Below are 25,109 nucleotides of genomic sequence, written 5' to 3'. Positions count from 1 at the left end.
GCCCGGCTAGCCCTTCAACGCTGTCGGGAACACGTCACCCAGCCACGTAATAAATGCCCGCAGGCGATGCGTCAGATGCCGGTTCTGCGGATAAACCACGTGAAAAGGATAATCCGCAGGACGCCATTCATGAAGGATTTCAACTAACGCTCCGGTTCTCAAAGAGGAACGGGCCGCGTAGCCAAACGTCTGAATAATTCCCAGCCCCGCGACCGCCGCCGCCAGGTGCGCATTGCTTTCGTTTACTCCAAGATAGTGCGGCACGCTGATGTCCAGCGCCTCGCCGTTTTCTCTGAAGCGAAAAGGAAACGCCCGTCCGGTTACGGGTGAGAGATAGCTCACCAGCTTGTGCCCATTGCGCAGCTCTTGCGGGTACCCGGGAATGCCGTGACGCTTCAAATAGTCGGGTGACGCACAGGTCACCCTTTCCGCCTCCCCGATGCGGCGGGCGATCAGCGTTGAATCATCAAGCGGGCCACCGCGGATCACGCAGTCCACGTTACCGCCTATCAAATCTACCGGTCGGTCAGCCACGCCCAGATCGATGCGAATATCCGGATACCGCTGCATAAAGTCCGGCAGCAGGGGGATAAGCACGTCACGCGCGGTGGAGCCGCCGACGTCAATACGCAAATGCCCTTTGGGCGTACAGCAGGAGGCGCGAAACGAGGTGTCGATATCCTCAATATCAATCAGCACCCGCATGGCTTTTTCATAGTATTCCGTCCCTTCCAGCGTCGTCACGACGCGGCGGGTCGTCCGGTGCAGCAGCCTCGTTTCCAGATGCGTTTCCAGCGATTTAACCAGCTTGCTCAGCGTGGCGATCGGCATGTTCAGAGAATCTGCCGCACGCGTGAAGCTGCCGGATTCGACGACTCGCGTAAACGCCCGCATCGCCAGTAATTGATCCATGCGATCCCCTGGATTATTTCTCTGTGTGAATAGTCATTTTCATTTTTGCCCATTTTTCACCAATAACGCCAGCGCTAAAGTGTGTTCAACCCAACCCCCTCATTAAAGGTGAATACAATGAACACAACGCTCGCAGGAAAAATCGCACTGGTGACCGGCGGCAGCACAGGTATTGGTCTGGCAACCGCGCAGGAGCTGGCGGCACAGGGTGCTAAGGTCTATATCACCGGTCGCCGCCAGGCCGAGCTGGATGCCGCTGTCACCAGCGTCGGTGCCGCTGCCGTGGGTATCCGTGCAGACGTCTCTTCGCTTGCCGATCTCGACCGGGTCTACGCCCAAATTGCACAGGAATCAGGTCACCTGGATATCCTGTTTGCTAACGCAGGCGGCGGGGACATGCTGCCGCTCGGGGCCATCACCGAAGAGCAGTTTGACCGGATCTTCGGCATTAACGTGCGGGGCGTACTGTTTACGGTACAAAAAGCGCTGCCGCTGTTGGTCACCGGCTCATCCATCATCCTTACGGGGTCGACCGTGTCGGTGAAAGGGACCGCCAACTTCAGCGTGTACAGCGCCAGTAAGGCCGCCGTGCGTAACTTTGCCCGCTCCTGGGCACTGGATTTGCAGGGGCGGGGCATTCGCGTCAACGTCGTCAGCCCTGGTCCGGTCAAAACCCCAGGACTGGGTGACCTGGTGCCAGAATCCCAGCGCCAGGGGCTTTACGACGCGCTGGCCGCTCAGGTTCCGCTGGGCCGCTTAGGGGCACCGGGAGAGGTCGGTAAAGCTGTGGCGTTTCTGGCCTCCGACGCGGCCAGCTTTATTAATGCCGTCGAGCTGTTTGTCGACGGCGGAATGGCGCAAATCTAACCCGCATTTCGCCAGCAGCGCACGTTTCGGCCCTCACGCGAGGGCTGTAACGGTTGAGGACGTTCACACCCCTGCGTTGCCATCGGGCAGCGGTCGCGAAAATAACACCCTTCAGGCAGATGGCGGTTACCCGGAAGGTCCGTTTTACGCAGCGCCAGCGCTTCATCCAGCGGCACGCCGGTTTTCGGGACGGAGTCCAGCAGCAGCCGGGTATACGGGTGCTGAGGATCCCCCAGAACCTGCGCGGCGCTTCCCAGCTCAACGATTTGCCCCAGATACATCACCGCCACGCGGTCGCTCATGTGCCGGACCACCGAGACGTTATGCGAGATCAGCACATAGGTGAGATTGCGCTGCTGCTGCAGCTTGATCAGCAGATTGAGGATCTGCGCCTGCACGGAGATATCCAGCGCGCTGGTGGGTTCATCCAGCACGATGACGTCAGGATCGGACGAGAGCGCACGAGCGATGGCGATGCGCTGGCGCTGGCCCCCCGAAAACGCGTGGGGAAGCCTGTCGAGGTATTCCGGACGAATCCCGACCTGCAGCGCCAGATCCTCAGCAAGCTGGCGACGTTCACGTACGCTGCTGCGTTTTTGCACCCACACCGGCTCGGTGATAATCCGCCAGACCGGCAAGCGCGGATCGAGCGACGAGAGCGGATCCTGAAACACCATCTGCATATCGCCAGCATGGTGTGTCCGCTGGCAAACGCCGGTACTGGGTTTGAGCATCCCCATCAGCAGCTGCGCCAGCGTGCTTTTGCCGCAGCCGGACTCTCCGACAATGCCCAGCGTTTCGCCCCGATGGAGCTGGAGATCCAGCCCGTTGAGGGCGTGAACCTGCTCGGTAACGCGCCCAAGCCAGTTTTTGCGCGCGGTAAAGTTCACGTGCACGCTGTTCAGTTCCAGCAGAATGTCAGACATGGTGTGCCCCCTGTTGCGGGTACCAGCATGCCGCCTGTTGACCTTCAGCGCCATGTGGCATCAGGCGGGGCGTTTCGCCGCATTTCGCGCCAGCGGCAAAGCAGCGCTCGCGAAATGCACACCCGCGCGGAAGTTGGCTGAGGTTGGGTACCGTGCCGGGAATGGCGGGTAGAACATCGCGAGGTTGGCCGTTTTCCGGTGCGCACTGTAGCAGGCCGATGGAATAGGGATGAACGGGATGATGAATTAACGTCTGCGTGGCACCGCTCTCTATCACGCTACCTGCATACATCACGTACATCCGGTCACAAAGCTGCGATACCACCGCCATATCGTGGCTGATAAACAGCACCGAGGTACCGCTGGCGCGCGCTTTATGCTTCAGTAACCGCAGCACCTGCAGCTGGACGGTCACATCCAGCGCGGTGGTGGGCTCATCCGCAACGATAAGCTCCGGCTCGCAGGAGAAGGCAAGGGCAATCATCACCCGCTGACGCATGCCGCCGGAAAGCTCAAACGGATAGCGCTCCATCACTCTGGCCGCGTCGGGAATTTGCATCTCCTCCAGCAGGCTGATGGCTTTTTGCTGTGCCTCCCGTCGGGAAAGGGACTGATGCTGGCGGATCACCTCCACCATCTGTTTGCCGATGCGCCGGGTGGGATTGAGGGCCGTCATCGGCTCCTGAAAAATCATCGCCACCTTCGCGCCGCGCCACTGGCGAAGCTGTTTTTCCGTGGCGTTCAGCACGTCTTCACCCAGCAAAGTGACCTTTCCGTGATGAACACGGTAGCTGCCTTCCGGCAGCAGGCGCATCGCCAGCATCGCCGTCACCGATTTGCCCGAGCCGGACTCGCCCACCACGCCGACGATTTCCCCGCGTTTGATCTCCAGCGAAACGTGGTTAAGCGCATGAACGTCTCCGCGAAAAATCGGGAAGCTCAGGTGTACATCTTCTATCGCTAAAACGGCATCACTCATCACTGCTTTCCTCCCGATTTCGGATCCAGCAGGTCGCGGATCCCATCGCCAAACAGGTTAAAACCGACAGCGGTGATCAGAATCGCCGCGCCCGGAAAGGCGCAGTACCACCACTGGTCAAGCACGTAGTTGCGGCCAACGGCGACCATCGCACCCCATTCGGCGGTGGGTTGCTGCGCGCCTAAACCAATGAAGCCCAGCGTGGCGGCCATCAGGATCGCGCTGCCGATATCCAGTGAGGCCTGCACAATCAGCGGCGGCAGGGCGTTGCGCAGGATGTGCCAGCTGATCAAGTGCCATCGCGAAGCGCCAAAGGTACGTGCGGCCTGCACGTAGGTAAACTGGCGCACCACCAGCGTTTGCCCGCGCGCCAGGCGGACATAAAACGGAATGCGCACAATCGCAATCGCCAGCATGGCGTTAAACAGGCTCGGGCCGAGCGCGGCGGCCAGCGCCATCGTCAGCACCAGCGAAGGGATGGAGAGCATAATGTCCATGATCCGCATGATAATGGCGTCACCGCGTCCGCCCAGCACGCCGGACAGACAGCCGAGCAGCGAGCCAATACCGCCCGCGATCGCCACCACGGCTAACCCTGCGGTTATGGACTGCTGGCTGCCAATCAGCACCCGGCTGAACAGATCGCGGCCCACTTCATCGGTGCCAAACCAGTGTTGCGCAGACGGTGCCTGCAGGCGGGCGGTCAGGTCGAGCGCGTTCGGGTCGTGCGGTACGATCCACGGTGATGTCACCATCAGCGCCAGCATCAGCAGCATTATTACGCCGCCAATCAGCGTGAGCGGGCTTTGGCGCAGCATCCAGAACAGCTTTGCCCAGTTGATGCGCTGCTTTGCGGGTTTTACGGGGACGGACGTTTCCTGAGTTAACATCATTCGGCACCTCCGCGCCCGATTCGTGGGTCAATCCACAGATAAAGCAGATCCACCACCAGATTGACGAAGACATACGCCAGCGACACCACCACCGCGAAGCCCATTACTGCCGGGAAATCCAGCGCCTGAATAGAGGTCACCACCCAGGCACCCATTCCCGGCCAGGCAAAGACGGTTTCGGTCAGCACCGCACCGTAAAGTAGATCGCCCAGCGCCAGCCCGAGCACCGTAATTGACGGGATCATCGCATTGGGCAGGGCATAGCGCAGGACGATGTACCAGCCCGGCAGGCCGCTGGCGCGGGCGGTGCGGATATAATCCTCGCTAAGCTGCTCCAGCATCGCCGAGCGAACCTGTCGCGCTACAATCCCCAGGTGAACAAACGCCAGGGTGAGCGAGGGGAGAATCAGGTGCTGCAGCGCGTTGAAGAACACCTCGCCGTTGCCCTCCAGCAGCGCATCCAGCAGATAAAACCCGGTCACGTGCATGGGCGGATCGAGCCAGTCATCCAGCCTGCCGCCGCCCGGGAGAATTTGCAGTTGTCCGTAGAACAGCACAATCACCCCCAGCCCCAGCCAAAACGCGGGCGTGGAGATGCCGGTCATCGCCATCAGCCGCACCAGGTGGTCCAGCCAGCGGTTACGGTAGACCGCGGATAAAATGCCCAGCGGCACGCCAATCACCAGCGCCAGCAGCAGGGAGCAAAAGGCCAGTTCCAGCGTGGCGGGAAAAAAGGCCTTCAAATCTTCCGCCACCGGCCGCCCCGTGCGGATGGAAGTGCCTAAATCACCGTGCGCCAGCGCGTCCACGTAGCGACCAAACTGGACCCAGAGCGGCTGGTCCAGCCCCAGCTGCTGGCGGATGCTCTGGACCATTTCGTCGCTGGCGCGATCACCGGCCAGCAGGCGGGCCGGATCGCCGGGGATCATGTGTGAAATAACAAAGGTGATAATACAGACACCGGCCACCACCAGGAGTAACCCCCAGCAGCGCTGGCGCAGAATGCTCCAGAACGTCATACATTTTCCCCCGGCGAGAGCCGCTACTTGCTCATGGTGGCGATGTTAAACACCTGCTCGAGCATCGGATTAAAGGTGAAGCCTTTGACCTCTTTGTTCATCGCCAGCTGGTAGTTTTTCTGGAACAGATAAACGTAGGCCGCCTCGTCAATCACCACTTTTTGCGCCTGCTGGTAGTCTTTGGTGCGCTCGGCCTGGTCAGTGGTTTTCAGCGCCGCCTGAAGCAGGGCATCGACCTCTTTGTTCTCATAGAACGAGCGGTTGCCCGGCAGCCCTTTTTTGTCCGATTCGAACCAGTAGTTCATGAACATATACGGGTCGGCAAAGTCCGGGCTCCAGTTGCCGATGGCGATGTCGTAATCGCCTTTGCCCACGCGGTCGCGCATGGTGGCGTTGGCCAGTTTCTCCAGCTTGACGTTAATCCCGAGCTTGCCGAGGCTCGCCTGAGTGGAGAGGGCGATCGGCTCCCAGTTCGGATCGTTGTCGGAATAGAGGAACGTCAGGCTGGCGGGTTTATCCTTCACTTTTTCCAGCGCTGCTTTGGCTTTGGCCTCGTCAAAGCTGTACTGCATGGCGGTGGCGTCATAGCCCCACATGCCGTCCGGGATCGGCCCGCGCATCTGCTTGCCGTTGCCGCTCAGAATACCTTTCACCATCCCCTGATAGTCCGTCGCCCAGGAGACTGCCCGGCGTAAATCAGCCTGGTTCATCGGCGCTTTGCTGTTGTTCAGATAGAGATAGGTCACGCGCAGGGACGGGTATTCCGCGACGGTCACTTTGCCTTCCTGCTTGAGGGCGGAAAGCTGATCCACCGGCAGAGAGTCGGCGATGTCCAGATCGCCACGGGAAAGCTGCAGGCGGCGCGATGCGCTCTCGCCAATGATCTTCACCGACACGCGCTTAAAATGCGGCTTGTCGCCCGGCCAGTGTGGGTTCGGTACCAGCACCAGCTGCTGGCCTTTCTGCCAGCTTTTCAGCATAAACGGGCCAGATCCCGCCGTGTTCTGCGCCAGAAAACCGCGTGCATCATCGGCGAAATTGGCTTTCAGCGCCGCCGGGTTAATGATGGAGGCCCCGTCGTTCGCCAGCGTATAGAGGAAGGGGGCAAACGGCTGGCTGAGGGTAAATTTCACCGTGTGTTCATCAACCGCATCAATCTTGAGATCTTTCGGGAAGGCTTCCGACGGGCCCTGAGCGATTTTCAGCAGACGTTCGAAGGAAAGCTTGACCGCCTCGGCGGTGACCGGCGTACCGTCGGAGAATCTGGCGTTGTCCGTCAGGGTAAATGTCCACTCTTTCTGGTCGTCGGACGCTTTCCAGCCCGTCGACAGATCGCCTTCCACCTCGGTCGTGCCCGGCTTGTATTTCACCAGACGTTGATAGGACGGGTAGGTGACCGTCCAGTCGTTGTTATCAATTGTCACCGCCGGGTCGAGGGTTTGCGGATCGGCCGCCTTACCAATCACCAGCATATCTTTGGGGACGGCTGCCAGTGCAGCGGTAGAAGTTAACGCCAGCGTAGCGGCGATCAGCGTGGTCAGAAGCGTTTTTTTCATGGCCGGGCTCCAGTATTAACGTGCAGCGTGTGTGGTCGAAAAACAGGGAAATTGATCGTCTAACAGCGGGTAGCCTGCGGCGTTTGGCAGCTCGAAATGCCACCATTCGCTGCTGATGCCCACGAATCCGCCGCCAAACATAATGGCGTTGAGCAGCAGGCGGTTGCGCTGTGCCTGCGGCGGTACGGAAGGGTGATACGGATGCGAGCGGTCGTGCATTTCGTCAAACCCGGCGCCCATATCCAGCACGTGACCCCGTTCATCCATCAAGGTGACGTCGATGGCGGTCCCCCGGCTGTGGTTCGAGCCAATGGCCACATCAACCACGTATTCCGGGTTTGGGCAGGCATCCCACAGCTGCGCCTGGGCCTCCTGCGGACGGTAGGCGTCGTAGACCACCAGTTTCAGTCCGGCCAGGGTAGCAATGCCGATCGATTTCGCTAACGCGGTAGCCGCATCGGTATGCAGCAAGCATCGCGCTTCCTGATAAATCGGCCTGCCGGTGATGTTGTCATCGGTGGCGTATTTAAGATCGATATGCAGCGCGGGAAACGTCTTCGCCACATCAACCAGTTGATACTCGTCGGACATTGATCCACTCCTTTAGCGTTCGAATTGACCAAACTCTTGTTGTAGCTGCCGGTTTACCGCGAGGCGTTCCGGCAGCGCTTCACCCAGTGCTTCCACCACGCCCGAGAGCAGCAGGTTGAACAGGCAACTGACGGGGGCAAGTGAATCCCAGAAGTGTCCGGTATCGGTTTTCACCTGCAGTAAATCGATAGGGTAATCCCGCGCCCACGGACACCAGATATCGGTAATGAGCGCCATCGGAATGCCTTTTTCACTCGCGACGCGACAGTACTGACGGGCGATAGCGGAGTAGGCGCGGGTATCGGTCAGCACCACGTAGGGGTTCGCAAATCCGGAGTTCAGGGACTCCACCCAACTGCCGGATAACCCTTCTGAGTAGCTCACGCGCGGGCGCAGATATTCCAGATGGCTGAAGAACGCATTAGCGATCCCGCGCGTCGACTGAATACCCAGCACAAAAACCGCGTCTGCACGGGCAAGCTGATGGACCACCTGCCTGAAGGCCTCGCTTTGCGCCAGCTGGTACACCTGCGTAATCGCGTCGATTTCCAGGGAAAGCGAGTGCTGAACGCGGTCCGACAGCGGTTGCTGCTGCTGCCACGAGTCAAGACGCTCGTTCATGCCCCAGGGCTGATAAGGGTCGCGCAGGCTTTTTTTGGCATCGTCCAGATTGCGGTAGCCCAGCTTGCGCAGGAAGCGCCCGACGGTGATCCCGCTGGTCCCGGTAATCAGCGCCACGCTTTCTGCCGTTTCAAAGGGGATCTGCGCGGCGTGCGCCAGCATCCAGCTTGCCACCCGCTTTTCGCTTGGCGTGAGCTGACTGAAGGTCGCTTCGATACGGCTCAGCACTTCAGGTTGTGTCGTCATACCGCCTCGCTGTTAACTGGCTGTCAATTGCCGATTTTTTGTTATCTGATTAACAATGCAGGACGCGTGCCATGTTCACAGAGCGGGTAAAACCCGCTATGCAGCAAAGTTAATGCAATATTTGTTTAACCAATGATCAACATTTGTGCAGCGTAGTTCACTTTTGGTGCATTGGTCGAAGCGGAGGAGAATGATTTTGGTGAATACGTCAGTGCCTTCACATTTTTGTTAAGATTGAAGGACACTGAGCTGGAAAGGAAAATCGGCATGGCGAATTGGCCCTGGCGTGTCAGCGTGCGGCTGATCGCGTTCGCAAAGAAAAGTATCCTGGTGTTGGGGATTATCCTGTTTGTACTGCTCGCCGTGCGGGTTTATCTCTCGCAGCAGGGGCCGGAACTGCACCGCTGGCATACCTGGCGCGCGGATGAAATGTCCGTCCAGGAGATGGACAAGGCAAATTTCGCCCAGTACCTGACCCGCGAAAACGCCATTTTCAGCGCGCTGGAAAACGAGGTGACGGCGAAAACGGAAGCAGAAGAGCAGACCCCCCTTAACCGCTACAACCGCCAGAGCCTGGTATGGCCAGGACAGTTTTCACCCGATGCCAACCGTTCATTTGTGCTGATGCCAAAAGGCAAACCACGCGGAGCGGTGGTGCTGCTTCACGGACTGACGGATTCGCCTTACAGCGTAAAACACCTTGCGGTTAACTATCAGCAGCACGGCTTTGTCGCCGTTGTTCCGCGCCTGCCCGGTCATGGCACCGCGCCCGGTGCGTTAACGGATGTCGACTGGGAGATGTGGATGGCGGCGACGCGGCTTGCCGTACGTGAAGCGACGCGTCTGGCGGGAGATGCGGTGCCGCTGCATCTGGTGGGGTATTCCAACGGCGGGGCGCTGGCCATGAAGTATGCCCTTGATGCGCTCGACGCCCCGACGCTGCGCAAACCTCAGCAGCTGGTTCTGCTGTCACCCATGATTGGCGTTACGGCGTTCGCCCGTTTTGCCGGATTCGCCGGACTACCCGCGATGTTACCGGCATTTGCCAAAGCCGCGTGGCTCAACATTGCTCCAGAATATAACCCTTACAAATATAATTCGTTTCCGGTGAACGCGGCGCGACAGTCGTGGTTACTGACGCAGGCGTTGCAGCAGCAGCTTAGCCATGATGCGCAGATCCACCGCCTCGACCAGCTCTCGCCGGTGATAGCGTTTCAGTCCATCATGGACTCTACGGTCAGTACCCGGGCGGTGGTGACGGGGCTGTTCGACCAGCTTCCGGCAAACGGCAGTGAACTGGTGGTATTTGATATTAACCAGGCGGCGAGCTTCCGTCCGTTGTTTAAACCCTCTTCATGGACAGCGCTTGCCGATCTCCTGCCTGCGGCAAAAAGGCGTTACAGTGTCACGGTGGTGACCAATCGCAGGGCAGACAGTGATGACACGGTTGCTAAGATTACGCCTGCGGAGAGTACGCGTGAAACGGTAGTTCCGCTCTCCACTCCGTATCCGCAAGAGGTCTATTCGCTCTCGCATGTGGCCATCCCGTTCCCTCCTGAAGATGATCTGTATGGCCGTCATCCGGAGGTCAAAAACCGCTATGGCATTAGCCTGGGGACCATTGCGCTGTGGGGCGAGACCTCGGTTCTTAGCGTCGGGAAGGATGCGCTCATGCGGGTCACGTCGAATCCGTTTTACGACTATATGCAGGCGCGGATTAACGGGCGCATTGAGGGGAATTAATTGGTTTAATGAATAGATTAGGCCGCAAGGGGGAAGTATGTTAAACAGTAACGTTCAGACGTTTACCTTATATCCGGACCCCGATTCTGTGCTTACTACTCTCATTTATCGAAGCCAGTGGAATTTATCCTGCAGCACTGCAGAGCTCAGCGCGCTGGTTGAAAAGGCCAGGATCCGTAATACGGGGGAGAACATCACCGGTATTCTTCTCTCGAACGGAAGCGAAATTCTGCCACTTCTCGAAGGGAAGGAAGAGAGCGTGGTGAAGCTCTTCCATAAGATCCGCGAAGATAAACGGCATGCAGACGTGGTGGAACTCATGCGGGATTACGGTCCGCGCCGACGTTTCGACAACGTCGGCATGCTGCTGTTCGATCTGCAGGTCCAGTCGCAGAAAGAGGTTCTGGAATCAGTTCTGCATTACAGCAAGCTCGAGAGTTATCTGACATCTGACGATCGGGTGTTTAAATTTATCCAGTCGTTTATTACCGGCAGTAAATCGACATCGTCTGGCTCGCATTACGAACCGGAGAAATGGACGCTTTCCCGCGAGAGCACGGTTTTTCGTCACGGCCTGGGGCTGTTTGCCGATCAGCCCTGCCAGTTTGCCCTTCAGCCGATTGTCGAGCCCTCGGAAGGCAAAATTAGCTCTTTTGAAGCGCTGATCCGCGGAAATGACGGCGGAAGCCCGGAGCATTTCTTCAATGCTCTCGACCCGGATAAGATTTACGAGGTCGATCTGCAAACCAAAGCCTATGCCTTCGCGCTGGCCGAAAAACTGGGGATCGGGAGTCACAAACTTGCAGTGAACCTGCTGCCAATGTCGCTGGTGAATGTGCCTGGCGCGGTTGAGTTTTTGGTCGAACAGATCGGCAGGTACGGTTTACAGCCTGAACAGGTCATCATCGAAGTGACCGAAAACGAGATGATTTCCGGTTTCAATCAGTTTAACAGCGCCATTAAACAGCTGCGTGCAGAAGGGATTGGTCTGGCCATTGACGATTTTGGCTCTGGCTATGCCGGACTTTCTCTGCTGACCCGATTCCAGCCGGATAAAATTAAAATCGACCGGGAGATTGTCAGCAATATTCACCTAAGCGGTCCGAAGCAGGCGATTGTGCGCTCAATCATCAGCTGCTGTACCGACCTTGAAATTACCCTGGTGGCCGAAGGCATCGAGAAGCTCGAAGAGTGGTTCTGGCTTGAGTCTGCCGGAATACGCCGTTTTCAGGGCTTTTTGTTTGCACGCCCACAGCTGAATGGCGTATCTGATATTAACTGGCCGCATATGACGCGGTGATCGCACATTCCATACATTTCCTCCTCGACTATTTCCCCCTCATGCCAGGCTGTGCTTAAATAGCTAAAACGGTTTAACATTGTTTAGCAAAGAGGATGACATGAAAAAGATCTGGGTTCTTGGTGATGCCGTAGTGGATCTCCTGCCAGATGGGGAAGGCAGGTTATTGCAATGCCCTGGCGGCGCACCGGCAAACGTGGCGGTTGGCGTTGCGCGGCTGGGGGGAAACAGCGCGTTTATCGGCAGAGTGGGCGACGATCCTTTTGGCCGCTTTATGTATCAGATATTAGCTGATGAGAAGGTTGAGGTGCGGCAGATGCGCCTTGACCCTGCGCATCGTACCTCCACAGTGGTTGTCGATCTGGATGACCATGGCGAACGCTCGTTTACCTTCATGGTGCGCCCGAGCGCCGATTTGTTTCTGGAACCCGCCGATCTGCCGTCCTTCAGCGCCGGTGAGTGGCTGCACGTCTGCTCCATCGCCTTAAGCGCAGAACCGAGCCGCTCAGCGGCGTTTCAGGCGATGACCTCCATCAGGGAGGCGGGTGGTTACGTCAGTTTCGACCCCAATATTCGCCCGGATCTCTGGGCTGATGAGAACGAACTTCGCCGCTGCCTCGAACTGGCTTTGCAGCACGCAGACGTGGTCAAACTCTCCGTTGAGGAGCTGACGTTTTTAACCCATGACGCTGAGGTAAAAACCGGGCTGGAGTCACTTATGCGCCGCTGTCCGGCCTGTCTGGTTCTGGTCACGCTGGGCAAAGAGGGCGTTATCGCCTGGCATGATGGCGCCGTGAAACACTATCCGGCAACCTCCGTGGAGTGTGTCGATACGACCGGAGCAGGTGATGCCTTCGTGGCCGGTCTTCTCTACGGACTGGCCGCCGGTCAGGAACTTGTCCCGGTCATCGGACTCGCGCAGCGCTGCGGCGCGTTAGCCACGACGGCGAAAGGCGCAATGACCGCGCTGCCTTACCATCACGAACTGTAATTCCCCCCATGGCCGCCCGTCGGCGGCCTGAATTGTCGCCTCGATCACACAAACTAAATCGGTTTAGCAAAAAACATTGCCGATCCAAATTTCACCGGTTTAGTATCAGCAACCTAAACCGGTTTAGCAATTTAGCACTTTTTATAAATTCTTTTAGGGATGCGACAAAATGTATAAAAAACGCAGACTTGCCGTGATGATAGGCATGCTGGCCGGCAGTACCTCTGTTTTTGCCCAAACGGATATGACAAGCATTGAAGCGCGCCTTGCCGCGATGGAGCAGCGCCTCCAGGCTGCGGAAACCCGCGCACAGGTTGCCGAGAAACGCGCCACGGCGGCGGAGCAAAAAACGCAGCAGCTGGTGGCGGCACAGCAGCAGGCGCAAACCACCACTCAGGCGGTGGCGCAACGTACGACGGTGCTGGAGAAAAAAGCCGACCAGAGCAGCGGGTTTGAGTTCCACGGCTACGCCCGTTCGGGGCTGCTGATGAACGACGCGGCCTCCAGCAGTAAAAGTGGGCCATACCTGACGCCAGCCGGGGAAACCGGTGGTGCGGTAGGGCGTCTGGGTAACGAAGCAGACACCTACGTTGAGCTGAACGTGGAGCACAAACAGACGCTCGACAGCGGGGCGACCACCCGCTTCAAGGCAATGCTTGCCGACGGTCAGAAGACCTATAACGACTGGTCCGCCGATACCAGCGATCTCAATATTCGTCAGGCCTTTGCCGAACTGGGAAATCTGCCAGATTTTACCGGCGCGCTAAAGGGCAGCACCTTCTGGGCGGGTAAACGATTCGATCGCGATAACTTTGACATTCACTGGCTGGACTCCGACGTGGTGTTTCTCGCCGGGACCGGCGGCGGCGTGTATGACGTGAAGTGGAACGAGAACCTGCGCAGCAACTTCTCGATTTATGGCCGCAACTTTGGCAGCGAAGAGGAGATCGACAATAACGTTCAGAATTACATCCTCAGCATGAACCACTTCGCCGGTCCGCTCCAGGTCATGGTCAGCGGCTTACGCGCGAAGGATAATGACGACCGTAAAGACAGCAGCGGCGATCTGATTAAAACCGATGCGGCGAACAACGGCGTGCACGCCCTGGTCGGCCTGCATAACGAGAGTTTCTACGGGCTGCGTGAAGGTTCCGCCAAAACGGCGCTGCTCTACGGCCACGGTCTGGGCGCTGAGGTTAAAAGCATCGGTTCGGATGGCGCGTTGCTGTCGGAAGCCGATACCTGGCGCTTTGCAAGTTACGGTGTCACGCCGCTCGGCGGTGGCTGGCATATCGCGCCTGCCGTGCTGGCGCAGAGCAGCAAGGACCGCTACGTGAAAGGCGACAGCTATGAGTGGGTCACCCTGAATACGCGCCTGATCAAAGAGGTCACGCAGAATTTCGCCCTCGCGTTCGAGGGCAGCTATCAGTACATGGACTTAAACCCGGAAGGCTACAAGGATCGCAATGCGGTCAACGGCAGCTTCTACAAGCTGACCTTCGCCCCGACGTTAAAAGCGGGCAAGATTGGCGATTTCTTCAGCCGTCCGGAGCTGCGCCTGTTTGCCACCTGGATGGACTGGAGCAGCAAACTGGATAATTACGCCAGCGATGATGCCTTTGGCAGCAGCGGCTTCAACGCTGGCGGGGAATGGAACTTTGGGGTTCAGATGGAAACCTGGTTTTAACCCATCACGCTCCCGCCTGGCGGGAGCGTTTCGCACATCATAAAAAAGAAGTCAGGCAGAGGTATCTATGGATTTTAATCAAATCGCCCGCGAGCTTATTCCGCTGCTCGGTGGCAAGGAAAACATCGCCAGCGCCGCCCACTGCGCAACGCGTCTTCGTCTGGTGCTGGTCGATGACGCGCTTGCCGATCAGCAGGCTATCGGCAAGGTCGAGGGTGTAAAAGGCTGTTTTCGTAACGCCGGGCAGATGCAGGTCATTTTTGGCACGGGCGTGGTCAACAAGGTTTACGCGGCGTTTATTCAGGCGGCGGGTATCAGTGAATCCAGCAAGTCGGAAGCGGCGGATATCGCGGCGCGCAAGCTCAACCCGTTCCAGCGCATCGCGCGTCTGCTCTCCAATATTTTTGTGCCGATTATCCCGGCGATTGTGGCCTCGGGTCTGCTGATGGGGCTGCTCGGGATGGTGAAAACCTACGGCTGGGTTAACGCGGACAACGCGCTCTACATCATGCTGGACATGTGCAGCTCGGCGGCGTTTATCATTCTGCCTATCCTGATTGGCTTCACCGCCGCACGCGAATTTGGCGGCAACCCCTACCTGGGGGCCACGCTTGGCGGGATCCTGACGCACCCGGCGCTGACCAACGCCTGGGGCGTGGCGTCCGGCTTCCACACCATGAACTTCTTCGGGCTTGAGATCGCCATGATTGGCTATCAGGGCACGGTGTTCCCGGTGCTGCTGGCCGTCTGGTTTATGAGCATCGTCGAGAAAAATCTGCGCCGCGCGATCCCGGACGCGCTGGATCTGATTTTGACGCCTTTCCTGACCGTGGTGATCTCCGGCTTTATTGCGCTGTTGATTATCGGCCCGGCAGGGCGCGCGCTGGGAGACGGCATCTCCTTTATCCTGAGCACGCTCATTGAACACGCGGGCTGGCTGGCCGGGCTGCTGTTTGGTGGGCTTTATTCGGTGATTGTGATCACCGGTATTCACCACAGCTTCCACGCCATCGAGGCCGGGCTGCTGGGTAACCCGTCGATTGGTGTTAACTTCCTGCTGCCTATCTGGGCCATGGCGAACGTGGCGCAGGGCGGTGCCTGTCTGGCGGTGTGGTTCAAGACCAAAGATGCCAAAATCAAAGCCATTACCTTACCCTCGGCGTTTTCTGCGATGCTGGGCATCACCGAAGCGGCCATTTTTGGTATCAACCTGCGCTTTGTAAAACCGTTTATCGCCGCGCTGATTGGCGGCGCGGTGGGCGGTGCCTGGGTGGTGTCGGTCCATGTCTATATGACCGCCGTTGGCCTGACAGCTATTCCGGGAATGGCTATTGTGCAGGCCAGCTCGCTGCTCAACTATATTATCGGCATGGTGATTGCGTTCGGCGTGGCGTTTACCGTCTCGCTGCTGCTGAAATATAAAACGGACTCTGAATAATGACCTTCGCTTCCCGCTGGCCTGCGATATTGCAGGCCGTCATGAAGGGCCAGCCGCGCGCGCTGGCCGACAGCCATTACCCCGCGTGGCACGCCGCGCCGGTTACGGGGCTGATGAACGATCCCAACGGGTTTATCTGGTTTGCCGGGCGCTACCACCTGTTTTATCAGTGGAATCCGCTGGAGTGCGATCATCGCTACAAATGCTGGGGACACTGGAGTTCAGCGGATCTGGTGCACTGGCAGCATGAGCCGCTGGCGCTGATGCCGGATGAAGAATATGACCGCAACGGCTGCTACTCCGGCAGCGCCGTGGACAACGGCGGCGAACTGACGCTGTGCTACACCGGCAACGTGAAGTTTGACGACGGCAGCCGCACCGCCTGGCAGTGCCTGGCCGTCGAACAACCGGACGGAAGCTTTAAAAAACGGGGCCCGGTGCTGCCGCTGCCGGACGGTTATACCGGACACGTCCGCGACCCGAAGGTGTGGCAACACGACGGGGAGTGGTACATGGTGCTGGGTGCGCAAGACGTGCAAAAGCACGGCAAAGTGCTGCTGTTCACATCCAGTGATTTACAGCGCTGGCAGCCTTGCGGCGAGATTGCCGGTCACGGCGTCAACGGCCTGTCGGACGCGGGGTATATGTGGGAGTGTCCGGACCTGTTCGCCCTCGACGGGACGCACGTGTTGATCTGCTGTCCGCAGGGGCTGGAGCGCGAGCCGCATCGCTACCTCAATACCTATCCGGCGACCTGGATGAGCGGGGCGTTTGACTACCAGCGCGCGACGTTTGATCACGGCGAGCTACATGAACTGGACGCCGGGTTCGAGTTCTACGCCCCGCAAACCACGCTGGCGGAAGACGGTCGGCGTATCCTCATTGGCTGGATGGGTGTGCCGGACGGGGAAGAGATGCTCCAGCCGACGCGGGCCCATGGCTGGATCCACCAGATGACCTGCCCGCGTGAACTGCGGTATCGCGACGGCAGGCTGTGGCAAACGCCCGTTCGTGAACTGGAAACGCTGCGCGAGACCGAATGTCAGTGGCAGGGTGCTGCCCGCGGTGCGCCCGTTCTGAATGCGACGAGTCTTGAGTTTGAGCTGGAAACGGCGTGTGTGAATGTGGATTTTGCCGGCGCGATGCGCCTTCGCTGGGATGAGAAGGGGCTGCGTCTTGAACGCGCCAGCCTGAAAAATGGCGAAACCTTGACTCGCTACTGGCTGGGTGACGTTAACCATTTACGCGTGCTGTGCGACCGTTCCAGCGTTGAGATTTTCATCAATCATGGCGAAGGGGTGATGAGCAGCCGCTATTTTCCTGCTCATCCGGCTCAGGTGTGCTTCGAAGGTGCGTCCGACATCACATTACGCTACTGGTCGCTGCGCCGCTGCATGATAGAATAGGGGTTTTGGCAGCCGGATCTAAGTCGTTGTGAGAAAAACAAAACGCGTCACAATTAAAGACATCGCGGAGCTGGCGGGGGTTTCAAAAGCCACCGCCAGCCTGGTACTGAACGGACGCAGCAAAGAGCTTCGGGTGGCGGAAGAGACCCGCGATCGCGTTCTGGCAATTGCCAAAGAGCATCACTATCAGCCGAGCATTCACGCCCGTTCGCTGCGTGATAACCGCAGTCACACCATTGGTCTGGTGGTCCCGGAGATCACCAACTACGGTTTTGCCGTCTTTTCTCACGAACTGGAAACACTGTGCCGCGAGGCGGGTGTTCAGCTGCTGATTTCCTGTAGCGATGAGAATCCGGGGCAGGAGACCGTGGTGGTCAATAACATGGTGGCGCGCCAGGTGGACGGTCTGATTGTGGCCTCCAGCATGCTGAATGATGCGGACTACCAGAAACTGAGCGAACAGCTGCCCGTTGTCCTCTTTGACCGCCATATGAACGACAGCTCTCTGCCGTTGGTCATTACCGATTCGATTACCCCCACGGCGGAACTGGTGGCCGAGATCGCCCGCCAGCATCCTGATGAGTTTTATTTCCTCGGCGGGCAGCCACGGCTTTCCCCGACGCGGGACCGTCTGGAAGGCTTTAAGCAAGGTTTACGTGAGGCCAACGTCGAGCTACGTTCGGAGTGGATCATTCACGGCAACTATCACCCGAGCTCCGGCTACGAGATGTTCGCTGAGCTTTGCGCGCGCTTAGGCCGTCCGCCTAAAGCCCTCTTTACCGCCGCCTGTGGCCTGCTGGAAGGGGTATTGCGCTATATGGGCCAACATAATCTGTTGCAAAGTGATATCAGGTTAGCCAGTTTTGACGATCATTATTTGTATGATTCGCTGACGATACCGGTTGATACTATTCGCCAGGATAACCGCCAGCTGGCGTGGCACTGCTTTGATCTGATTGGTAAATTGATCGACGGTGAGGCACCGCAACCTGTGCAGCGGAAGCTGGATGCTACCCTTCAGCGGCGCTATAAGTCAGCGGTATAGCCCCGGCCAATACATCAATAACTTTAATTAATTTAAGTTTTGGAACAGCCGATAACCATAAGGAATAATTTTCCTTGAGGTATTGGTTTATGTCGTTGAAGAAGTCGTCCCTGATTGTCCTGTTCTCACTGCTTTTCTTCTTTGTTGTCAGCACTGCTACCAGCGTTGGCCTCATCATTAAAAGTAATAATTCCCTGGATAACGTGAACAAAGAGATCCAGGTTGTGCTCTCCATTATTGACCCTATCAACCATAGCCGTACGCTGCGCGTCAGGGTGATGGAGTACGTGAAGATGGTGGAAGCGGGCAATACTGCCGATGAGGCTACCAAGCTTTCTGCGGTGAAAGAGGCGCTGACCAAAGCGGACCACGCCTTTGCGGCCTTTATGGCTTCGCCGCGTCTGACGGATGAAGCCCCGCAGGTGGCTGCCTATCAGGATGCCTGGCAAAACTACCGCAACCAGGGGCTGGCTCCGCTGATCGATGCCGCCGAGGCGCACGACGTGGCCAAATTTAACGCGCTGATCCCGGAAGTCTCCCGCCTTGACCGTCAGTACGAGATCGTTCTCGACCAGGTCCTTTCCATTCATCAGAAATATGCCAAAAGTCTTAACGAGGATGCGAGCAGCAACTTTGTTTCTGGCCTGGTGATTATTGCCGTTATCGCCTGCCTGTTTGTGCTGGTGATTATTGCCGTCAGCCTGCTGATGAAGCGATTTGTCTTCGCGCCGGTTAACCTGGCCCGTGAACACTGCAGCCAGATTGCGGCGGGCAAGCTGGACATACCGGTGCCCGTGAAGGGCAGCTCCGGGAATGAAATCGATCACCTGATGGGTTCGATGGAGCAGATGCGTCAGGCGCTGCTCGCCACTATCGCCCAGGTGCGCGACGCGAGCCATACCGTCACGCACGCGGCGCAAGAGATTGCCTCCGGAAATATCGACCTGGCTTCACGCACCGAACAACAGGCATCTGCACTGACCCAGACCGCAGCCAGTATGGAAGAGCTGAGCGCGACGGTGGCGAATAATACCGATAATGTATTCCAGGCCGGGAAGCTGGTGCAGGATGCGGTGAAAAATGCCCACACCGGCGAAGCGGTGACCCGCGAAGTGATCGAAACGATGAACACCATTGCGGCGAACTCGAAGCGCATCGAGGATATTACCAGCGTCATTAACAGCATCGCCTTCCAGACCAATATTCTGGCGCTCAACGCAGCGGTTGAAGCCGCGCGCGCGGGCTCGCAGGGCCGCGGCTTTGCGGTTGTTGCCAGCGAAGTGCGAACACTCGCGCAGAAAAGCGCGGTGGCGGCCAAGGACATCGAGAGCCTGATTGCGCAGTCGGTTTCCAGCGTGAAAAACGGTGCGCAGTTGGTTAACCGCTCGGGAGACGTTATTGATTCGATTATTTCTTCGGTAAATAAAGTGAATACGCTGATGGAACAGATTTCCGTCGCTTCCGAAGAGCAGAGCCGGGGGATTGGGCAGGTCGGCCAGGCGGTGACCGAGATGGACGGCGTGACCCAGCAGAATGCGGCGCTGGTGCAGCAGTCCGCGGCGGCAGCGGCCTCGCTGGAAGAGCAGGCGCAGCAGCTTTCACGGAGTATTTCGAGCTTTAGATTGCCGGTGCAGGCGTAAGCCTTTGACATATGCCGGGTGGCGCTGACGCTTACCCGGCCTACCAAACCTGTAGGCCCGCGCAAGCGTCAGCGCCGCCGGGCAATAACCGCGAATATGCGGCCAGAGTATTTATTTCATTTTCCCCAGCAATATTTCCCGCCCTCATCCGTCTACCTCATCACAAGCCATAATCAGTTACTGTAAACGAGGTAAACACCATGAGAGATTTTGAAATGCACGTCAGAGGTCACGGACGCGGATTCGGTCGCCATCGTATGGGTAAGGGTTTAGTCATCGGCGCGGTGATTTTCATCGTGCTCGGCCTGCTGGTGATGACCCTGTGGAACGCTTTACTTCCCGCCATCCTCGGCGTGAAAGCCATCGGCTTCTGGCAGGCGCTGGGCATTCTGCTGCTGAGCCGCATTCTGTTCGGTGGGTTAGGCTTCAGGCCTGGTATGTTCGGCGCACACCGCCGGATGCACGAGCGCTGGATGAACATGACGCCAGAACAGCGTGAAGCCTTTATTCAGCAGCGTCGCGCTGGGTTTGGACGCCACGGCCATTGTGGCTGGCGCGACCATCGTGATGAAAAGCGCGATGACAATGCGGCGAAAACACCGGAAGCAGAGTGAACGATATGAAAGCCGGTGAGGCAGGAGAATCATTACTGGTCTCGGCGCTTAATGCCTGCCGCGCCCGCCTGAAGGCATTCATTCGCGGGCGAACGGCGGTTCGCGATGACGCCGACGATATCCTGCAGGAAGTGACGTATCAGCTGATGAAAGTGGAACAGCCGGTGGAGAACGTCGCCGCCTGGTTGTTTCGTGCGGCACGCAATGAGATGACCGACCGGGCGCGGAAAAAGCGTGAGGTTTCGCTCGCTGGCTACTTTACCGCTGACGACGACGAGGATTTCCCCGAAGAGGAGTTAGCCGAAACGTTATTCGGCGTGCCGCAAACGCCGGAGGAGGAGTATCTTAAATCGCTGCTGTGGGAAGAACTCGAGCAAGCCCTGTTGGAACTGCCGCCGTCGCAGCGGGAGGTATTCGAAAAAACGGAATTTCAGGGGTACAGCATGAAAGCGCTGGCGGATGAAACGGGCGACACGGTGCAGGCGTTGTTATCCCGCAAGCACAAGGCCGTGCGATTTCTGCGTAGTCGCCTGCAGGATATCTATGAAGCGTTGACAGGGGATTGAAGTTCGACCACTCTGAAAAACAATATGTTAGAGGGATCGTTATGCTTCAACTGCCTGCAAAGAAAAAAGTGCTGTTACTTGCTGCTCTCATGGTTTCTTGGGGGCTCAAAGCGGAAGAGACGCTGCCTGATGCCGTGAAGAACTTCAGCGAGCAGCAGGATATCAAGATCCTCAAGAAGATTGAGGCCCCAGGCGGCGCACCTGCATGGCTTGGACAATACCAGGACATGGGCGTCACCCTTTTTTTAACCCCTGACGGAAAGCACGTGGTTTCAGGGTATCTATATGATGAGAAGGGAAAAAATCTCAGTGAGGCCTATTTCCAGAAAGAGATCTACGCGCCGATGGGGCGTGAAATGTGGAAAAAGCTCAATGCAGCACATCCGCTGAAAGAGGGGGCTGACGCTGCGCCGCGTAAAGTCTTTGTTTTTGCCGATCCGTTCTGCCCGTACTGCAAACAGTTCTGGGCCGAAGCGCAGCCGTGGGTGAAGGCGGGCAAGGTCCAGCTCAACACGCTGCTGGTTGCGTTTCTCAACCCCAACAGCGGGCGTAACGCCTCAGCCATTCTGAATGCCAAAGATCCGGTCTCGGCCTGGAAAGAGTACGAGCTTTCCGGTGGGAAAAAATTGCCTAAACCAGACGCTGCGGCGACGCGTGAAACCGTCGAGATCCTGCAGAAGCATCAGGCCTTAATGGACAGTCTGGGGGGGAATGCCACTCCGGCGATTTATTATCTGAATGAAGAAAACGAACTTCAGCAGGTGATGGGACTGCCGAACGAGAAACAGCTGGTAGAGATGTTCGGGCCGAAACCCTGATCGGCGCGGGCAGAAACGGCGTGTTCCTGCCCGCGTTTACCCTCTCAGCTACCCCAGCGCCCGCGGAGATAGCTTACCGCGTCCTGTGTTTGCGGCTGGTTGAGATAGTCTTCACGGAACAGGATGGTGCCATTCACGTTGGGCAGTGAATCGTTCAAATCGAGCTGTTTCTTCAGCTCAGGCACGCCGCCGTTAACCGTCCAGTCGGGCTCATTTTTAGAGGGTGCCCCCACTTTGTAAAACGCGATGCCGATGTAAAGGCGGGTATGGGTCGGTTTCACCACGTCAGCCCACCATTTGGTCAGAACATCATAGCGCGCGGCGTCACGGGCGAAGGGCCAGTAGATCTGCGGCGCGATATAATCCAGCAACCCCTGTTGAACCCATTTACGGGTGTCGGCGTAGGATTCATCATACGCGGCAGCACCGCGCGTGTCAGAGCCTGCCGGATCAAAGGAGCGGTTGCGCCAGACACCCGCCGGGCTCACACCAAACTCAACGTTGGGTTTTGCCTGTTTAATTGCACGGGAGACCTGCACGATCAACTCTTGCGTATTGTGACGTCGCCAGTCTGCTTTTGAGGCAAATCCCTCGCCATATCGCCTGTAGGTGTAGGCATCATTCAGTGTCGACCCGGGCGTTTCTGTGTAGAAATAGTCGTCGAATTGCACGCCGTCTATCGCATATTGCCTCACTACTTCTGTTACAACCTGGGTTATCCAGTCACGCACCTCCGGAATGCCCGGATCGAGGACGAAACGATCGCCTGAGGTACGGATCCATTCCGGGTGCTGTACGTAAACGCTGGAAGGGTGCAGTGACGATGTCCGGTTTAACGCGGCAATGGTCGAAGGTTTGGTGTTCGTGGAGACGCGGTATGGATTGAACCAGGCGTGGACTTTCATGCCGCGCTTGTGGGCCTCATCCAGCATAAACTGGAGCGGATCGTAGCCCGGATATTCTCCAATGGTTCCCGTCAGGGTATCCGACCAGGGCAGGATTTTAGATGACCACAGCGCCGTGCTGTCCGGCTTCACCTGAAAAAATACGGTGTTGATCCCGAGGCTTTTCAGCTTATCGAGTTTGTCCGTCAGCGCCTGCTTCTGCATCGCGATACGCTGGTCAGCACTGCGGCCATTCACCGATGCCAACGGCGGCCAGTCGAGACGAGAGACGGTCGCCAGCCAGATCCCGCGCATCGGCTCGTTTGCCTGCGGCGTCGGTTTGCTCACGGTCGGCAGAGGGGTGACCAGTGATTTGGGTGGCTTTGAGGAGCAGCTTACAAGTAAAAGTGCGCAGGCAGCCAGCGCACCAATCCGTTTTACGTGTCGCGTCATTTGCGTTTTAGCTCTTGATAATCCGACTGTTAGCCCAGGGATTAAAGGCGGGCTCCGCCTGTTCTGTGCTTACCTCATCGTTGAGGGAGTCCAGATACAGGGCTTCGACTTCCGCGCGCGCCCACGGGGTGCGGCGCAGAAATTTCAGGCTCGATTTAACGCTGGGATCTTTTCTGAAACAGTTAATTTTGATTCGGTCGCCCAACTCGCTCCAGCCATATTTCGCCACCAGGGCGTTGACCATCATCTCCAGCGTTACGCCATGTAAAGGATCGTTAGAAATGTGTGCAGTCATAGGCGTCCGGATATCTCAATGTTTATGGGGGAAGGGTTTCCGGTGAAAGGGTACAAGAAAGCAGGGGAAGCGGCAATTTAAGCGTGAGGTTCTTCACCCCTGAGGGGTGAAGAAAAAGCGTTTATTTTTTATCTTTAAACAGCTCCGGCGCCCACGGACGTGGATCCACCTCCATAAATGGCGCGCGCTCGAAGCGATCCTTCAGCGCCCACGGCACCGTGCAGTCGAAGATGGTCTTGCAGGAAATGCCGTTTCCGCGAATTGAGTTGCTGTAGTCCAGCGACTGGGACGGATCCAGCTGGTGGCCGCGGATCCCCGGTATATTCGTGATGCTGACATCTCCCTGCATGCGGGTGGTCATCGCCCACAGGATGTCGTCGCTGTCGAAAATATCCACGTCTTCGTCCACAAGAATAATGTTTTTCAGCTCCGAATAGGTGGCTAAGGCAATGAGCGCCGCCTGGCCCTGTCGTCCTTCGTCTGACGGTTGGCGTTTTTTCACCTGCAATATCCCGAGGAACTTACCGCCGCCCGCGGTATGCGCATAGACGTTTTGCAGGAAGCCCGGAATCGCCTCCTCAACGGCATTACGGATGCTGGCCTCCGTTGGCAAACCGGCCAGCGTGGTATGTTCTTCTCCGGGTCCCACCAGCGTTTGCAGGATTGCATGATGACGCATGGTCACCGCTTTCACTTTGATCACCGGCAGGGAGGGATTTGCCTCTCCGCAGTATCCGGGGAACTCCGGCATCGCGTGGCCGGTATTGGTGTGCTGATCTTCTCTTACGCGCACGCCCGGAAGCAGTTCGCCTTCGATGATGATTTCCGCCCGCGCAATGGCTTTCTCTTTCACCGCCACGCCCTGCACCAGTTCAACCGGCTGCTGGCGCAGCGCCCCGGCGACGCCCAGTTCGTTGTAGCCAAACGGCGTGGTGGGGGCCTCAAAGCACGCGCCGATATAGATGGCGGGATCGAGCCCCATGTTGATCGTCACCGGCAGCGGTTTTCCTGCATCTTCCGCCTTTTTACGGAAGACTTCGATATGCCGACCGGCGGCGAGGAACATGGAAAGCTCGTCGCGCTCCTGGACGCAGAGACGGTGGATGGTGACATCCGTGACCGAGCTATCTTCAGGATCGCTTGCCAGCACCAGCCCCAGACAGAAGAACGGTCCCGCATCGATTGGCGTGTTTGTCGGTGCCGGAAGCAGCTTGCGCAGGTCGAAATCAGGATCGTCCGCGTAGAAAACCTGCTCCTGACAGGGCGCCTGCGAGGTCGGGACGACAACGGGTGCCACCGGCTTTTTCACCGCCTGCCCAACGTGTTTTGCCAGTTCAGAAGGCTCGCAGCCCAGAAGGAGCGCCGCGCGATCGCGGCTGGCGTGCATGCCCACCAGAATGCGGGAGCCCGGATAGCCCTTCACGCTGTTGAACATCATGGCCGGACCCGTACGGGTCGGACGTTTTACCGTACCGCCCGCGCCGATATGACGATAGACCCCCGCCAGCTCCGCGTTGGGATCGACCGGATAATCGGTTTCAATATAGTGCCCTTCGTGGCGTTGAAGCAGGGCGATGGCGCTGCGGAGATCGTTGATCGGGTTTTCCATATTTTCCTCC

The 25,109-nt window shown here is 57.8% G+C and carries 23 protein-coding genes; 12 read left to right on the top strand and 11 right to left on the bottom strand.

What is annotated here, in order from left to right; genetic code table 11:
• Nucleotides 1-6: 6 nt before the first annotated feature.
• Nucleotides 7-912: a LysR family transcriptional regulator gene (locus tag EXW94_RS04395; protein ID WP_174339587.1), complete on the bottom strand. Its 906-nt coding sequence runs from the start codon at nucleotides 910-912 to the stop codon at nucleotides 7-9.
• Nucleotides 913-1,029: 117 nt separating this feature from the next.
• On the opposite strand from EXW94_RS04395, the gene EXW94_RS04390 reads away from it, so the two are divergent.
• The gene (locus EXW94_RS04390) at nucleotides 1,030-1,779 is read left to right on the top strand and encodes an SDR family oxidoreductase (RefSeq protein WP_174339586.1); all 750 of its coding nucleotides are present in this window, start codon (nucleotides 1,030-1,032) and stop codon (nucleotides 1,777-1,779) included.
• On the opposite strand, the gene EXW94_RS04385 is transcribed toward EXW94_RS04390, so the two are convergent.
• Genes EXW94_RS04385 through EXW94_RS04355 form a run of 7 tightly spaced genes read right to left on the bottom strand, consistent with a single transcriptional unit; the run spans nucleotide 1,776 to nucleotide 8,610 of the window.
• Nucleotides 1,776-2,705, bottom strand: a complete 930-nt coding sequence (locus EXW94_RS04385) for an ABC transporter ATP-binding protein (RefSeq protein WP_100166613.1) — start codon at nucleotides 2,703-2,705, stop codon at nucleotides 1,776-1,778. The genes EXW94_RS04390 and EXW94_RS04385 overlap by 4 nt on opposite strands.
• The gene (locus EXW94_RS04380; protein ID WP_174339585.1) at nucleotides 2,698-3,684 is read right to left on the bottom strand and encodes an ABC transporter ATP-binding protein; all 987 of its coding nucleotides are present in this window, start codon (nucleotides 3,682-3,684) and stop codon (nucleotides 2,698-2,700) included. Before EXW94_RS04380 ends, EXW94_RS04385 begins: the two co-directional genes overlap by 8 nt.
• The gene (gene ddpC / locus EXW94_RS04375) at nucleotides 3,684-4,577 is read right to left on the bottom strand and encodes a D,D-dipeptide ABC transporter permease (protein WP_108417419.1); all 894 of its coding nucleotides are present in this window, start codon (nucleotides 4,575-4,577) and stop codon (nucleotides 3,684-3,686) included. The genes EXW94_RS04380 and ddpC overlap by 1 nt, the downstream gene beginning before the upstream one ends.
• Complete coding sequence (locus EXW94_RS04370) at nucleotides 4,574-5,596, bottom strand: ABC transporter permease (protein WP_174339584.1); 1,023 nt, start codon at nucleotides 5,594-5,596, stop codon at nucleotides 4,574-4,576. The genes ddpC and EXW94_RS04370 overlap by 4 nt, the downstream gene beginning before the upstream one ends.
• 23 nt (nucleotides 5,597-5,619) lie before the next feature.
• Nucleotides 5,620-7,152 carry an ABC transporter substrate-binding protein gene (locus tag EXW94_RS04365; protein WP_174339583.1) on the bottom strand — a complete coding sequence of 511 codons (1,533 nt, stop codon included), beginning with the start codon at nucleotides 7,150-7,152 and terminating at the stop codon, nucleotides 5,620-5,622.
• 15 nt (nucleotides 7,153-7,167) lie between these two features.
• A complete protein-coding gene (ddpX, locus tag EXW94_RS04360; protein ID WP_010431314.1) occupies nucleotides 7,168-7,743 on the bottom strand; it encodes a D-alanyl-D-alanine dipeptidase in 576 nt (191 codons plus the stop codon).
• A gap of 12 nt (nucleotides 7,744-7,755) precedes the next feature.
• Entirely contained in the window at nucleotides 7,756-8,610 is an 855-nt protein-coding gene (locus EXW94_RS04355; RefSeq protein WP_010431311.1) for a MurR/RpiR family transcriptional regulator, read from the bottom strand.
• 267 nt (nucleotides 8,611-8,877) lie between these two features.
• Here EXW94_RS04355 and EXW94_RS04350 point away from each other — a divergent pair, with 267 nt between their 5' ends.
• From EXW94_RS04350 to dsbG, 11 genes are all read left to right on the top strand, one after another.
• On the top strand, nucleotides 8,878-10,353 hold the full coding sequence (locus tag EXW94_RS04350; protein WP_174339582.1) for a carboxylesterase: 1,476 nt from the start codon (nucleotides 8,878-8,880) through the stop codon (nucleotides 10,351-10,353).
• A gap of 88 nt (nucleotides 10,354-10,441) precedes the next feature.
• On the top strand, nucleotides 10,442-11,653 hold the full coding sequence (locus tag EXW94_RS04345; protein ID WP_174339934.1) for a diguanylate phosphodiesterase: 1,212 nt from the start codon (nucleotides 10,442-10,444) through the stop codon (nucleotides 11,651-11,653).
• A 100-nt stretch (nucleotides 11,654-11,753) separates the two neighbouring features.
• A complete protein-coding gene (locus EXW94_RS04340) occupies nucleotides 11,754-12,644 on the top strand; it encodes an aminoimidazole riboside kinase (protein WP_174339581.1) in 891 nt (296 codons plus the stop codon).
• Between the two features lie 169 nt (nucleotides 12,645-12,813).
• A complete protein-coding gene (locus EXW94_RS04335; protein WP_108417424.1) occupies nucleotides 12,814-14,331 on the top strand; it encodes a carbohydrate porin in 1,518 nt (505 codons plus the stop codon).
• A gap of 67 nt (nucleotides 14,332-14,398) precedes the next feature.
• Nucleotides 14,399-15,769, top strand: coding sequence for a sucrose-specific PTS transporter subunit IIBC (locus EXW94_RS04330; protein ID WP_010431297.1), 1,371 nt, complete (start codon nucleotides 14,399-14,401; stop codon nucleotides 15,767-15,769).
• Nucleotides 15,769-17,175 carry a sucrose-6-phosphate hydrolase gene (locus tag EXW94_RS04325; RefSeq protein WP_174339580.1) on the top strand — a complete coding sequence of 469 codons (1,407 nt, stop codon included), beginning with the start codon at nucleotides 15,769-15,771 and terminating at the stop codon, nucleotides 17,173-17,175. Before EXW94_RS04330 ends, EXW94_RS04325 begins: the two co-directional genes overlap by 1 nt.
• A 28-nt stretch (nucleotides 17,176-17,203) precedes the next feature.
• Nucleotides 17,204-18,220, top strand: a complete 1,017-nt coding sequence (locus EXW94_RS04320; protein WP_120158179.1) for a LacI family DNA-binding transcriptional regulator — start codon at nucleotides 17,204-17,206, stop codon at nucleotides 18,218-18,220.
• An 89-nt stretch (nucleotides 18,221-18,309) separates the two neighbouring features.
• Nucleotides 18,310-19,860, top strand: coding sequence for a methyl-accepting chemotaxis protein (locus EXW94_RS04315; RefSeq protein WP_174339579.1), 1,551 nt, complete (start codon nucleotides 18,310-18,312; stop codon nucleotides 19,858-19,860).
• Between the two features lie 200 nt (nucleotides 19,861-20,060).
• Nucleotides 20,061-20,474, top strand: coding sequence for a hypothetical protein (locus EXW94_RS04310; protein WP_174339578.1), 414 nt, complete (start codon nucleotides 20,061-20,063; stop codon nucleotides 20,472-20,474).
• A 5-nt stretch (nucleotides 20,475-20,479) separates the two neighbouring features.
• The gene (locus EXW94_RS04305; protein ID WP_174339933.1) at nucleotides 20,480-21,040 is read left to right on the top strand and encodes an RNA polymerase sigma factor; all 561 of its coding nucleotides are present in this window, start codon (nucleotides 20,480-20,482) and stop codon (nucleotides 21,038-21,040) included.
• Between the two features lie 41 nt (nucleotides 21,041-21,081).
• Nucleotides 21,082-21,858 (top strand): thiol:disulfide interchange protein DsbG, encoded by a 777-nt coding sequence (dsbG, locus tag EXW94_RS04300; protein ID WP_174339577.1) that lies wholly within the window; start codon nucleotides 21,082-21,084, stop codon nucleotides 21,856-21,858.
• A 44-nt stretch (nucleotides 21,859-21,902) separates the two neighbouring features.
• Here dsbG and EXW94_RS04295 read toward each other — a convergent pair whose 3' ends face one another.
• The 3 genes from EXW94_RS04295 to EXW94_RS04285 form a co-directional block, all read right to left on the bottom strand.
• Complete coding sequence (locus EXW94_RS04295; protein ID WP_174339576.1) at nucleotides 21,903-23,195, bottom strand: glycoside hydrolase family 10 protein; 1,293 nt, start codon at nucleotides 23,193-23,195, stop codon at nucleotides 21,903-21,905.
• Between the two features lie 7 nt (nucleotides 23,196-23,202).
• A complete protein-coding gene (locus EXW94_RS04290; protein ID WP_010431276.1) occupies nucleotides 23,203-23,490 on the bottom strand; it encodes a VF530 family DNA-binding protein in 288 nt (95 codons plus the stop codon).
• Nucleotides 23,491-23,611: 121 nt separating this feature from the next.
• Nucleotides 23,612-25,099 (bottom strand): UbiD family decarboxylase, encoded by a 1,488-nt coding sequence (locus EXW94_RS04285; protein WP_174339575.1) that lies wholly within the window; start codon nucleotides 25,097-25,099, stop codon nucleotides 23,612-23,614.
• Nucleotides 25,100-25,109: the final 10 nt, after the last annotated feature.

Source organism: Enterobacter sp. JMULE2 (assembly GCF_013337145.1).
GTDB lineage: Bacteria > Pseudomonadota > Gammaproteobacteria > Enterobacterales > Enterobacteriaceae > Enterobacter > Enterobacter mori.
The sequence above is the reverse complement of the archived record's forward strand: the minus strand, read 5'-3'. Positions and strand labels throughout refer to the sequence as shown.

Excerpts from the sequence above, each read along its gene's own strand:
- EXW94_RS04350 (WP_174339582.1), top strand. The coding sequence starts at position 8,878 with ATGGCGAATTGGCCCTGGCGTGTCAGCGTGCGGCTGATCGCGTTCGCA.
- EXW94_RS04295 (WP_174339576.1), bottom strand. The coding sequence starts at position 23,195 with ATGACGCGACACGTAAAACGGATTGGTGCGCTGGCTGCCTGCGCACTT.
- ddpX (WP_010431314.1), bottom strand. The coding sequence starts at position 7,743 with ATGTCCGACGAGTATCAACTGGTTGATGTGGCGAAGACGTTTCCCGCG.
- EXW94_RS04390 (WP_174339586.1), top strand. The coding sequence starts at position 1,030 with ATGAACACAACGCTCGCAGGAAAAATCGCACTGGTGACCGGCGGCAGC.
- EXW94_RS04290 (WP_010431276.1), bottom strand. The coding sequence starts at position 23,490 with ATGACTGCACACATTTCTAACGATCCTTTACATGGCGTAACGCTGGAG.
- dsbG (WP_174339577.1), top strand. The coding sequence starts at position 21,082 with ATGCTTCAACTGCCTGCAAAGAAAAAAGTGCTGTTACTTGCTGCTCTC.
- EXW94_RS04305 (WP_174339933.1), top strand. The coding sequence starts at position 20,480 with ATGAAAGCCGGTGAGGCAGGAGAATCATTACTGGTCTCGGCGCTTAAT.
- EXW94_RS04315 (WP_174339579.1), top strand. The coding sequence starts at position 18,310 with ATGTCGTTGAAGAAGTCGTCCCTGATTGTCCTGTTCTCACTGCTTTTC.
- EXW94_RS04370 (WP_174339584.1), bottom strand. The coding sequence starts at position 5,596 with ATGACGTTCTGGAGCATTCTGCGCCAGCGCTGCTGGGGGTTACTCCTG.
- EXW94_RS04330 (WP_010431297.1), top strand. The coding sequence starts at position 14,399 with ATGGATTTTAATCAAATCGCCCGCGAGCTTATTCCGCTGCTCGGTGGC.
- EXW94_RS04285 (WP_174339575.1), bottom strand. The coding sequence starts at position 25,099 with ATGGAAAACCCGATCAACGATCTCCGCAGCGCCATCGCCCTGCTTCAA.
- EXW94_RS04380 (WP_174339585.1), bottom strand. The coding sequence starts at position 3,684 with ATGAGTGATGCCGTTTTAGCGATAGAAGATGTACACCTGAGCTTCCCG.
- EXW94_RS04365 (WP_174339583.1), bottom strand. The coding sequence starts at position 7,152 with ATGAAAAAAACGCTTCTGACCACGCTGATCGCCGCTACGCTGGCGTTA.
- EXW94_RS04325 (WP_174339580.1), top strand. The coding sequence starts at position 15,769 with ATGACCTTCGCTTCCCGCTGGCCTGCGATATTGCAGGCCGTCATGAAG.
- EXW94_RS04310 (WP_174339578.1), top strand. The coding sequence starts at position 20,061 with ATGAGAGATTTTGAAATGCACGTCAGAGGTCACGGACGCGGATTCGGT.
- ddpC (WP_108417419.1), bottom strand. The coding sequence starts at position 4,577 with ATGATGTTAACTCAGGAAACGTCCGTCCCCGTAAAACCCGCAAAGCAG.
- EXW94_RS04340 (WP_174339581.1), top strand. The coding sequence starts at position 11,754 with ATGAAAAAGATCTGGGTTCTTGGTGATGCCGTAGTGGATCTCCTGCCA.
- EXW94_RS04385 (WP_100166613.1), bottom strand. The coding sequence starts at position 2,705 with ATGTCTGACATTCTGCTGGAACTGAACAGCGTGCACGTGAACTTTACC.
- EXW94_RS04395 (WP_174339587.1), bottom strand. The coding sequence starts at position 912 with ATGGATCAATTACTGGCGATGCGGGCGTTTACGCGAGTCGTCGAATCC.
- EXW94_RS04335 (WP_108417424.1), top strand. The coding sequence starts at position 12,814 with ATGTATAAAAAACGCAGACTTGCCGTGATGATAGGCATGCTGGCCGGC.
- EXW94_RS04355 (WP_010431311.1), bottom strand. The coding sequence starts at position 8,610 with ATGACGACACAACCTGAAGTGCTGAGCCGTATCGAAGCGACCTTCAGT.